11 protein-coding genes and 1 pseudogene are annotated in these 9770 nt (G+C 64.5%); 6 read left to right on the plus strand and 6 right to left on the minus strand.

Features of this window, described 5'->3' with window-relative positions; genetic code table 11:
- Window positions 1-6 precede the first annotated feature (6 nt).
- From tnpC to tnpA, 3 genes are read right to left on the minus strand one after another with little or no spacing between them, the layout of a single operon-like run.
- Complete coding sequence (gene tnpC / locus AC0X69_RS14765; protein WP_482608541.1) at window positions 7-1569, minus strand: IS66 family transposase; 1563 nt, start codon at window positions 1567-1569, stop codon at window positions 7-9.
- A 50-nt stretch (window positions 1570-1619) separates the two neighbouring features.
- Window positions 1620-1976 (minus strand): IS66 family insertion sequence element accessory protein TnpB, encoded by a 357-nt coding sequence (gene tnpB / locus AC0X69_RS14770; protein WP_482608542.1) that lies wholly within the window; start codon window positions 1974-1976, stop codon window positions 1620-1622.
- Complete coding sequence (gene tnpA, locus AC0X69_RS14775) at window positions 1973-2416, minus strand: IS66-like element accessory protein TnpA (protein ID WP_482608543.1); 444 nt, start codon at window positions 2414-2416, stop codon at window positions 1973-1975. Before tnpA ends, tnpB begins: the two co-directional genes overlap by 4 nt.
- On the opposite strand from tnpA, the gene AC0X69_RS14780 reads away from it, so the two are divergent.
- From AC0X69_RS14780 to AC0X69_RS14790, 3 genes and pseudogenes are all read left to right on the plus strand, one after another.
- A complete protein-coding gene (locus AC0X69_RS14780) occupies window positions 2405-2842 on the plus strand; it encodes a hypothetical protein (protein WP_482608544.1) in 438 nt (145 codons plus the stop codon). The two genes, tnpA and AC0X69_RS14780, sit on opposite strands and share 12 nt — an antisense overlap.
- A gap of 96 nt (window positions 2843-2938) precedes the next feature.
- Window positions 2939-3271, plus strand: a pseudogene (locus tag AC0X69_RS14785) (DUF8757 domain-containing protein); the annotation flags it as partial.
- 11 nt (window positions 3272-3282) lie between these two features.
- Complete coding sequence (locus AC0X69_RS14790; protein WP_482608546.1) at window positions 3283-3711, plus strand: hypothetical protein; 429 nt, start codon at window positions 3283-3285, stop codon at window positions 3709-3711.
- Between the two features lie 128 nt (window positions 3712-3839).
- On the opposite strand, the gene AC0X69_RS14795 is transcribed toward AC0X69_RS14790, so the two are convergent.
- Together AC0X69_RS14795 and AC0X69_RS14800 are read right to left on the minus strand one after the other, a co-directional pair.
- On the minus strand, window positions 3840-4505 hold the full coding sequence (locus AC0X69_RS14795) for an aminotransferase class IV (protein WP_482608547.1): 666 nt from the start codon (window positions 4503-4505) through the stop codon (window positions 3840-3842).
- Window positions 4454-5635: an aminodeoxychorismate synthase component I gene (locus tag AC0X69_RS14800; RefSeq protein ID WP_482608548.1), complete on the minus strand. Its 1182-nt coding sequence runs from the start codon at window positions 5633-5635 to the stop codon at window positions 4454-4456. The genes AC0X69_RS14795 and AC0X69_RS14800 overlap by 52 nt, the downstream gene beginning before the upstream one ends.
- A gap of 127 nt (window positions 5636-5762) precedes the next feature.
- Between AC0X69_RS14800 and AC0X69_RS14805 the strand changes: the two genes are divergently transcribed.
- A complete protein-coding gene (locus AC0X69_RS14805; protein WP_482608549.1) occupies window positions 5763-6605 on the plus strand; it encodes a TIGR00282 family metallophosphoesterase in 843 nt (280 codons plus the stop codon).
- 90 nt (window positions 6606-6695) lie between these two features.
- Window positions 6696-7592 (plus strand): KPN_02809 family neutral zinc metallopeptidase, encoded by an 897-nt coding sequence (gene ypfJ / locus AC0X69_RS14810; protein ID WP_482608550.1) that lies wholly within the window; start codon window positions 6696-6698, stop codon window positions 7590-7592.
- A 1-nt stretch (window position 7593) separates the two neighbouring features.
- On the opposite strand, the gene AC0X69_RS14815 is transcribed toward ypfJ, so the two are convergent.
- Window positions 7594-8229: a transposase gene (locus AC0X69_RS14815; protein WP_482608551.1), complete on the minus strand. Its 636-nt coding sequence runs from the start codon at window positions 8227-8229 to the stop codon at window positions 7594-7596.
- Here AC0X69_RS14815 and AC0X69_RS14820 point away from each other — a divergent pair.
- Window positions 8228-9766 (plus strand): NAD(P)H-hydrate dehydratase, encoded by a 1539-nt coding sequence (locus AC0X69_RS14820; protein WP_482608552.1) that lies wholly within the window; start codon window positions 8228-8230, stop codon window positions 9764-9766. The two genes, AC0X69_RS14815 and AC0X69_RS14820, sit on opposite strands and share 2 nt — an antisense overlap.
- Window positions 9767-9770: the final 4 nt, after the last annotated feature.

Raw genomic sequence — 9770 nt, forward strand, 5'->3', positions numbered from 1 at the left:
GGCAGATCAAGCCGCCGATTTGGCTTGTTCACGCGCAGCTTTCCAGTTCCACGCCAGAAGCTCGGCGAGCTGGTTGTTGGTCGTCGCGCCGGAGACCATGCGCTCCAGCACATCTGCGAGCCACGTCTCCGGATCGATGCCATTGAGCTTCGCCGTCTGAATCAGTGAAGAGAGGATCGCCCATGTTTCTGCGCCGCCATTGTCGCCGGCGAAAAGCGAGTTGCGTTTGCCGATGGCGATCGAGCGAATAGGGCGCTCGACGATGTTGGTGTCCGGCTCGATGCGGCCGTCGTCGAGAAAGCGCGTTAGTCCGCTCCAATGAGCGAGCGTATAGTTGATCGCCTTGGTCAGCGGCGAGATTTGCGACAGCCCGTCGCGCACGGCGACCAAGCGGGCGTGCAGCGCCTCCATGATCGGCTTTGTCTCCACCTGCCGGATAGCGTGCCGCTCCTCGGCGCTTTTGCCGCGAATGCGCTTCTCGATCGCATAGACCGTTGCGATCGTTTCGATGGCCTCTTTAGCGAATGGCGAGTTCGTCGTCTTGAACACCGCGACGAACTTGCGACGCGCGTGAGCGAGGCAGAAGGCGAGCGTGATGCGGCTCTCTGCGCGCTCGTCTTTGACCAGAGCCTTGTAGGCGGCGTAGCCGTCGACCTGCAAGATTCCTGTAAAGTCGCAAAGCTGCGACGCGATCTCCTTCTTGCTGCGGCCTCCCGCGAACACATAGACGACGGCAGGCGGAGCAGGTCCCGCCCACGGACGGTCGTCGGTCGCATGCGCCCAGAACTGGCGGAGCTTCACATGGCCGGGTGCGAGCACAGGCATCGGCGTCTCGTCGCAGAAGAGCCGCGGACAGCGATGCATCACCACCAATTGCAGATCATAGAGCCCCTTCAGCATCCAGGCCGTCTGCTTCATCCAGCGCGCCAGCGTCTGCCGATCGACGACGACGCCCTGGCCGGCGAGGATGGCGGTCTGACGGTAGAGGGTCGACAACCAGCCGTATTTGGCGACGGCGATATGGGCGACGAGCGCCGTCGAGACCATGCCACCTTCGATCAACTGCGCCGGCGCTGGCGCCTGCATGACCGCGCTCTCACAAGCCCGGCACGCATATTTGGGCCGGATCGTGCGCAAGACGCGCAACACGGCGGGAACGCGGTCGAGCGTCTCGCTCACATCCTCTCCGATGCGATGCATTTGTCCTTTGCAGCAGGGACACAGTGTCGTCGTCGGCTCGATCACGCGCTCGCAGCGGGGAAGATGCTCGGGCAGCTTCCCGATGTTGCGCTCGGCCTTTTTGCGCGGTGTCTTGTCGGCTTGCTCGCCTGGTGGAACGTCGTCGTTCCTCGCCGCCGTCTTCCGCGTCTCCTCGGCGCGACCATCCAAAAGGTCGAGCACGAGCTGCTCGGTGCCCAGCGCGGAAAAACGTTCGGAGCGCGCGCCGAAAATCAGCGCTTTCAGCATCACGATCGTTGTTCGCAGCGTCTCGTTTTCCGCTTCGAGCGCGAGCGCCAGCTCCGTCAGAAGAGCCGGGTCCGATGGCAGGGGCGTGGAGCGAAGCGCCATGATATAAAGGTACCACCGCGCCAGCCGAAGCTCCAGCGAATGCAGCTATGTCAGGCCGTTTTATTCGGTGTTGTCACCGCCTTCGGCACGATGCGCGCCCATTCCGACAAGCCGTCGAACAACATCGCAAACTGCGTCGGCGTCAGAGCGATCACGCCGTCTTGTGCCGGCGGCCAAGCGAAGTCGCCGTCCTCGAGCCATTTGGTCGCGAGCACCATCCCCGAGCCATCGAACAAGAGGAGCTTCAAGCGATCCTTGCGTTTGGCGCGAAACACATAGACGTCGCCGCAGTAAGGATTGCACTTCAAATCTTCCGCCACGAGCGCGACGAGACCGTGCACGCCCTTACGGAAATCGACCGGCCGCGTCGACACGAACACGCGTCGCTGCGCGCCAATAGAGATCATCGCGAGCGACGCAGCGCCGAAATCACTGCATCGACTGTCGCGCCGTCCGCGCCCATCGGCACACGGATCGCCGCATCGCCTATCGAAATCTCGATCGCGCAGGACGCGACTGAGGCCGCCTCGCTCTCCTCGACGATCGCGGCAGCGCTGCCTCGCCGCCCCTCGTCGCATGTCAAACGCACCGCAGCGAACAGCGATGCACGGCCAGGCGTCTTTAGCGCCTTCCGGGTCTGTCGGCGCCAGACCGTCAATAGTCCACGGCTCACGCCGTTGCGTCGAGCGACATCCGATATGTTCGCGTTCGGCTCCTCGCTCTCGGCGACGATCCGGGCCTTCTCCGCCGACGTCCAACTGCGCCGACGCCGGCTCCCGGTAATCACCTCCACCCGCTGATAAGTTCTGCCTTCATGCATGGCTTCAAGCATGGAATGATCATCCATCGCGCGACCCTCCTCAGCACCAAATCACCCGAAGAGGATCGCTCGCCACTCAAAATCTTACGAGGTGGGTCGCTCGCACCGCTTACGCTTGAGCGCACGGTTTGCCGGCGCAATCCGGCGACCGGGCTTTTCAAACAAACGACGGAGATCGTCTTTTGGGTTTCTTCCGCCGTCGGCTCGCCGCCGGAACAATGGAACGAATGGATCAGAGGCCATTGGCGCATCGAGAACGGCAGTCATTATGTGCGCGACGTCGCCTTCGCCGAAGACGCCTCGCGCATCCGCAAAAACCCCGACATCGTCGCACGCATACGCTCATTCGCCTACAATCTGCTGCGCGCAGACGGCTGCCAAAACATCAAAAACGCCAGATGGCGCAACGCTATCGATCTCAACGAAGTCCTAAAAATGCATTGGATTTGTTGAGAACTAAACAGCCCTGCCCAAGCCCCACGTTTTAGGGCGCGCAAAAAACCTTTAGCTGTCGTTGAAGCCGAACGCGCCGCATACAAGAACGCGGCACGGCAAAGGTCGTTCTTGGACGAAGAGCTTGCGGCGATCGAGCCGGTTCCATTCGAATTCGCGTTTACTTGGTTCGACGCGGATGGGCGACACACAATGCGTTGCGGGGACTGGGAAACCACCGCGTGGTTCTGGCGACGCCGGCACGAGATTGGCGAGCGGAAAACGCTGGAGGAAATGTACGGCCGGTACAACGACGAATATCCCCGAAAAGGTGTGGCCTTTGCGCTCGGAACGCTGAAGAAACGGCCGCAGCAATGGACGTTGCTGGGCGTCATTCGACTCGATCCCTTAACAGAGAGCCAGCAACGTCAAGCAATTTTGCCAATATAGGGCTGAGAAGCATGAAGCAGGACGCTCGCGAGAAATTTCGTGCTGACCTGGATGAAGAGTTCCTTCTTGGCGGCGTTATGCTTTCCGAATGGTGTAATTTCATCGTTTGCGAATCTGACACCGCCTTTGTCGCGGGAGCTGATCTCGCAACCATCATTTTGGCCGTTTCGGCCATCGAAACTTATCTCCGAGCCGAATATCCCAGAACGCGCAAAGCCGATTTGTATAATTTGATCGAAAACGCTCCAATTGCGGCTGATCTCAAAATGGAAATCCATGCGCTGCGGCGCTACCGCAACCGTTGGGTCCACGTCGAATCACCAGAACTGGACCAGGACCTGCTGGACGATCCGGGGCGATATGTCCAGGAGTTAGAAAAGATGGCGCACGTTGGCGTCAGGACCTTGCGCCGCACAATTTATGAGAACCAATGGATTTAGGTTTCGGTTCGTCTGAGCGGAAGCGCGCGCTAAGGCGCGCGAAGTCGAAAGGTCAAACGAACCGATCGCGCGTGCAGCGCGTCGGCGGTCGCGTCATTTAGCCCGAAACTGAGTCGAGCCTCGAAACATTACTCGACGAGCCGCGCGCGCACGAGGCCGCGCACCGAGTTGCCGAGAAAAAACTCCGATTGCGAAATATCGTCGAGCCGCAAGATCGACTGGCGGGCGCGCCCTTGCGCGAGGAGCGCCGCGCGCAGCGTTCCGGGCAGCAGGCCGCAGGAGAGCGGCGGGGTGAGCAAAATGTCGCTCGCTGGGACGAAGAGGTTGCAGCGCGCCGCTTCGCAAAGTTCGTTGCGTTCGTTCTGAAACAGTACTTCGTTCGCGCCGCAGCGCTGCGCCGCCTCGGCGAGCGCGTCTTCATAGAGCGCGCGCCGAGTCGTCTTGTGCCGCAGCAGCGGATCTGTGGAAGAGAATCGTCGCTCGGCGACGGCGACGTTCCAGACAGTATCACTCGGAATGGGTTCGATCGGCGTGACGCTCGTGTCGATCGTCCCGTTGCGCGCGAGGACCAGCCGCACGCGAAGGCGATCGCTTGCGGCCTGCGCCACGGCGGCGTCCAGCGCGCCCCGAACTTGCGCCGCCTCATGCGCGAATCCGAGCGCGGCGCTCGAGGCTGCGAGACGCGCGAGATGTTCGGGCAGAAGGCGGAAGCCCTCGTCCCGCGTCCACAGCAGCGTTTCGATCAGGCCGAAGTCGTTCTCGCGCCCGTCAGAAAGCGCGCCTTGATCAGACATTCCTCATACTCTTCGCGCGCGCGGGAGTCTGCGACGATGGCGGAGCCGACATTGCAGACGAGATCGCCCTCCGGAAAGATCGTCAGCGTGCGGATCGCGACATTGAAACGAATGTCGCCGTCGGGCGCGATGACGCCGAGCGAGCCGCAGTAGACGCCGCGCGCGGCGCATTCGAGATCGCGGATAATCTCCATCGCCCTTATTTTCGGCGCGCCGGTCACCGAGCCGCAGGGAAAAAGTCCGGTGAACAGATCCTTCAACGTCACTTCCTCGCGCAGCCGCGCCTCGATGCCCGAGGTCATCTGATGCAGCGTCGGATAGGTCTGGATGGTGAAGAGATCGGTGACTTTCACCGTGCCGACCATGGCGAGGCGGGAGAGATCGTTTCTCAAGAGATCGACGATCATCAGATTTTCGGCGCGGGATTTCTCGTCTTCGACGAGATATTGCGCGCGCGCCATGTCTTCGGTCGGCAACACGCCGCGCTGCGCCGTGCCCTTCATCGGGCGCGCGCGAATGGCGCGGCCCTGCGCCTCAAAGAAAACTTCCGGCGACAGGGAGACGACGGTTTCGGCTTCGAGCGCCACGACGCCGCCATAGGCGACCGGCTGGCGCTTTCGCAGCCCACGATAAAGCGCAAGCGGATCGCCTTCGAAGCGCCCGTAGAGCGGAAACGTGAGATTGATCTGGTAGACGTCGCCGGCGAAAATATATTCGCGGCACTTGTTGAATCGCTCGGCGTATTCTTCCTGGGTCCAGGCGGGCGACAGCGGAATATTCGGGGCAGGGCCTTCGGCGGGCGGCAGAGACCAGGGGCGCGGCGCGCGAAACGCGCCAAAGAGCAGCAGCGGCGTGCGCGCGTCTGGCGTTGCTTGAGCGGAGAATTTTGGCTCCAGAGCATAGCCCACCTCATAGCCGGCGTAGCCCGCGAGATAGAGACCGCGTCGGGTCGCAGCCTCCATGCGTTCGAATGCAGTGGGGACCTCTTCGGCCGTCCGCGCGACGATGATCTCGTCCGGCTCATCGAACAACAGGGCCTGTCCGCTGCGGCCGTCCTCGAAAACGACGTAAGGCCGCGCCGGCGCATCTTTTGGCGTCAGGACGACAGGGCGTTCGGCGGCGTCTTGCATTTTTGGCGGAGTTTCCAAGGGAAGGGGATGTTACATCAGCGGCTCCAGTTATGAAACGCGACGCCTGTGCGCAATATCCAGGCTCCCGTTCCTTTGCCCTGGCGGCGCGCGCGGGCTATGACGGCCCATGGTGAAATCCCCGCCGCTTCGTTTTCTCTTCATCGGCGACGTGCTGGGCCGTTCGGGCCGCGCGGCCTTGTCGCGCTTCGTCCCGCGGCTGCGCGAAAAATGGGCGCTCGACTTCGTCGTCGCCAATGGCGAGAACGCCGCCGGAGGCTTCGGCGTCACCGAGGCGATCTGTGACGAGATGCTCGGCCTTGGCGTCGATTGCGTGACGCTCGGCAATCACGCCTTCGATCAGCGCGAAGCGCTCGTCTTCATCGAACGCCAGCCGCGTCTTCTGCGCCCCGTCAATTATCCGCCGGGCACCCCAGGGCGAGGCGCCGGGGTCTATACGGGCGCGCGGGGACAGCAGGTGCTCGTCGTCAATCCGATTGGCCGGGTCTTCATGGACGCGCTCGACGATCCCTTCGCCGCCATTGAACGCGAGCTCGGCGCCTGTCCGCTCGGCGTCGGATGCGACGCGATCGTCATCGACATGCACGCCGAGGCGTCGAGCGAGAAGATGGCGATGGCGCATTTTGTCGACGGCCGCGCCTCCGTCGTGGTCGGCTCGCACACGCATATCCCAACCGCCGACGCGCAGATCCTGCCGGGCGGCACCGGCTATCAGACCGACGCCGGCATGACGGGCGATTATGATTCCGTCGTCGGCATGGACAAGGAGGAGCCGCTGCGCCGCTTTCTGCGCAAGACGCCTGGCGCGCGCTATGAGCCCGCAAATGGCGAGGCGACCTTCTGCGCCGTGGCGGCGGAGATCGACGGCGACGGATTGACGACCATGATCTCGCCGGTGCGGCTCGGCGGCAGGCTGCGCGAAGAATGGCCCGACAAATGGGGCGCGCCGTGAGAGGGCTGAAACGCCGCTCTACCCAGAGCCCGTAAGCTCGCTTAAATAGCAGTCGAGCAGCGCCCCTGGGGGCGGGTCCGGAGCGCGGATATGAAGTGGGAAGATCTCCAGTCGTCGGAAAACATCGAGGATCGCCGCGGCGGCGGGCCGATGATTGGGGGCGGCCCCCGCATGGGCGCGGGGGGCATCGGTCTCGGCACTATGGTGATTCTCGGCCTGATCGGCTGGGCGCTCGGCATCAATCCGGCGATTCTCATCGGCGGCGCGCAGATGATCAACAGCATGCGCCCGAATCGCGAGGCGGCGCTGCCGCGCCAGGAGGCGCCGCGGCAGAGCGCGCCGCCAACGGATGAATTGGGCCGTTTCGTCGCGAAGGTCGTGGGGTCGAATGAGCAGGTCTGGTCGCAAGTGCTGCCCGAGCAGAAGGGCGTCCGGTTCCAGCCGCCGCGCCTCGTTCTCTTCAGCGGCTATACGCAGTCGCGTTGCGGGCCGGCGCAGTCGGCGATGGGGCCGTTCTACTGCCCGCTCGACCAGCGCATCTATCTCGACACGTCCTTCTTTCGCGACATGCAGCGCCGGTTCGGCGGCGGCGGCGATTTCGCCTACGCTTATGTGATCTCGCATGAGATGGGCCATCACGTGCAGAACCTGCTGGGCATTCTGCCGAAGATTCAGCGGGCGCAGCAGATGGCCGGCAGCCGCTCCGAAGCCAATGCGCTATCGGTGCGGGCCGAGCTGATGGCCGATTGCCTGGCGGGCGTCTGGGCGAACAACGCCAACAAGCAGAAGCCTATTCTCGAGGAAGGCGACATCGAGGAGGCTGTCGCTTCGGCGCAGGCGATCGGCGACGACCGGCAGCAACGCGCCACGCGCGGCTATGTCGTGCCCGACAGTTTCACCCATGGCTCCGCGGCGCAGCGCACGCAATGGCTGCTGAAAGGGCTGCGCACGGGCAGCGTCGACGCCTGCAACACCTTCGCTTACTGAACTAAAGGACTCGGCGGGCGCGGGTCGTCAGATCGGCGGCCCGCAGCTGGCGCGCGAGTCGCGCGAAGTCCGCGCTTGCGGCAGCCGCAAGCGCTTTTTTCGGGGCAATGAGGCCGACCGCGCGCGCCCGGCCGGGCGCAAGACGCGTCAGCAGGGAATCGGGCGCCAGCCGCAGGGCTCTGGGTCGGTCGCTTTCGCCATAGGCGAATAAATCCTGCGCTTCTTCCGCGAATCCCCGCTCGACCGCGAAGCCGGCCTGCAGAAGAAGAATATGGTCGCGCCGCGCCGCTTTCAGCGCTTGCGCCACGCCGTCCGCAGCGCGCGGCGTTTCAATGAGCGCGCAGCCAGCTTCATCCGCGATGCCGTCCAGCCCTCGATCCGGCGCAGCGAGGACCAGAGCGTCGGCGATCACTCCCTGCACGCAGGACTCGACGAGCGAACCGAGGCTGCGCGCCACGGCCTCGCGGCGCAGCGGCGCGCGGGGGGAATCGAAGGCGATGAGCACGGCGGTCAGCATCTTGCTGACATAGCGGAAACCCACGCCGGGCGGAATGCGGCGCCGCATTAACGTGCGTTGCGTCCATCTTGTGAGCGGCGCCCATTGCGCGGGCGACGCCCATCGGTCACGATCCGGCATGCCCTCCGAACTCCCGCTCGAAATTCTCACGACGGATCAAATGGCTCGCGCCGATCGCCTGACGATCGAGAGCGGCGTGCCGGCGATGACGCTGATGGAGAGCGCGGCCGCGGCGCTCGCTCGGGCGACCAGCCAGATTCTTCAGCGCACCAGCGGGCGGCGCGTCCTGGTGCTGTGCGGTCCGGGCAACAATGGCGGCGACGGCTTTGTCGCGGCGCGGCTGCTGCGCGCGCTGCGCTACAAGGTGCGCGTCGCCTCGCTGACTCCGCTCGACAAATTGCGCGGCGACGCCGCACGGGCCGCCGCCGCCTGGCCATGTCCCGTCACTTCAGCGCTCGACTGCAGCTTCGACGGAATCGATCTCGTCATCGACGCGCTGTTCGGAACAGGGCTCGCGCGCGACCTCGACGCCAACGCATGCGCGCTCGTCCGGCGCCTGAACCGCTGGCGTCGCGAAAGCGGCCAGAATGTCGTCGCCGTCGATATTCCGAGCGGCGTCGACGGCACCACGGGCGCCGTGCGCGGCGCGGCCGTCGAGGCGGACGCGACCGTCACTTTTTTTCGGGTGAAGACCGGCCACCTGCTGTTGCCCGGCCGGCTGCACTGTGGACAGCTCGCCTGCGCGCATATCGGCATAAGAACTTCAGCGCTCGATTCGCTCGATGTCGCGACTTTCGTCAACATGCCGCAACTCTGGCGCGCGGCGCTGCCGCTGCCGCAGGTCGAGGGGCATAAATATTCGCGCGGCCATGCGCTGGTCGTCTCGGGCGGCGCCTCCTTTACGGGCGCCGCACGCCTGTCGGCGGCTGCGGCGCTGCGCGCCGGCGCCGGGCTGGTGACGCTCGCCAGCCCCGTCGACGCGCTCGCGGTCAACGCCAGCGCGCTGACCTCGGTGATGGTTCGACCGGCTGACGGGGCGCAGGGCCTCGCAAAGGTCCTGACCGACGAGCGCAAGAACGCCGTCGCGCTCGGACCGGGGCTGGGCGTCAGCGACGAAAGCTGCGCGCAGGTCGAAACCGCGCTCGCGCCGCAGGCCTATCGCCGCGCTGCGGTGCTTGACGCGGATGCGCTCACGAGCTTCGCCCACGATCCGGAGCGACTGTGGCGTGCGACGCGCGCCGCGCCTGGTCCCGTCGTGATGACGCCGCATGCGGGAGAATTCGCGCGCCTGTTCGCCGCCTGCGAGAGCGACTGCAACTGCCATTCGAAACTCGACAAGGCGCGCGAAGCCGCGCGCGCCAGCGGCGCCGTCGTTCTCTTCAAAGGCGCCGACACCGTCGTCGCTGCGCCCGATGGTCGCGCCTCAATTCTTCCTTATGCTACGCCCTGGCTCGCCACCGCGGGTTCCGGCGACGTCTTGACCGGCGTCGTCGCCGGCTTGCTTGCCCAGCGTATGGACGGCTTTCTCGCGGCGTCATGCGCAGCCTGGATGCATGCGCGCGCCGCCGAGATTTTCGGGCCTGGGCTAATTGCTGACGATATCATCGCCGCCTTGCCGCAAGTGTGGCGGGAGCTATGCGCGGTTCAGCCCAAGTAGACTG

This window comes from Methylocystis sp. Uni0008 (assembly GCF_056838045.1).

Bases quoted from the DNA above. Each gene is read 5' to 3' on its own strand.
- ypfJ (WP_482608550.1), top strand. From the start codon at position 6,696: ATGAAGTGGGAAGATCTCCAGTCGTCGGAAAACATCGAGGATCGCCGC.
- AC0X69_RS14780 (WP_482608544.1), top strand. From the start codon at position 2,405: ATGATCATCCATCGCGCGACCCTCCTCAGCACCAAATCACCCGAAGAG.
- tnpA (WP_482608543.1), bottom strand. From the start codon at position 2,416: ATGGATGATCATTCCATGCTTGAAGCCATGCATGAAGGCAGAACTTAT.
- tnpB (WP_482608542.1), bottom strand. From the start codon at position 1,976: ATGATCTCTATTGGCGCGCAGCGACGCGTGTTCGTGTCGACGCGGCCG.
- AC0X69_RS14820 (WP_482608552.1), top strand. From the start codon at position 8,228: ATGCCCTCCGAACTCCCGCTCGAAATTCTCACGACGGATCAAATGGCT.
- AC0X69_RS14805 (WP_482608549.1), top strand. From the start codon at position 5,763: ATGGTGAAATCCCCGCCGCTTCGTTTTCTCTTCATCGGCGACGTGCTG.
- tnpC (WP_482608541.1), bottom strand. From the start codon at position 1,569: ATGGCGCTTCGCTCCACGCCCCTGCCATCGGACCCGGCTCTTCTGACG.
- AC0X69_RS14795 (WP_482608547.1), bottom strand. From the start codon at position 4,505: ATGTCTGATCAAGGCGCGCTTTCTGACGGGCGCGAGAACGACTTCGGC.
- AC0X69_RS14790 (WP_482608546.1), top strand. From the start codon at position 3,283: ATGAAGCAGGACGCTCGCGAGAAATTTCGTGCTGACCTGGATGAAGAG.
- AC0X69_RS14815 (WP_482608551.1), bottom strand. From the start codon at position 8,229: ATGCCGGATCGTGACCGATGGGCGTCGCCCGCGCAATGGGCGCCGCTC.
- AC0X69_RS14800 (WP_482608548.1), bottom strand. From the start codon at position 5,635: ATGCAAGACGCCGCCGAACGCCCTGTCGTCCTGACGCCAAAAGATGCG.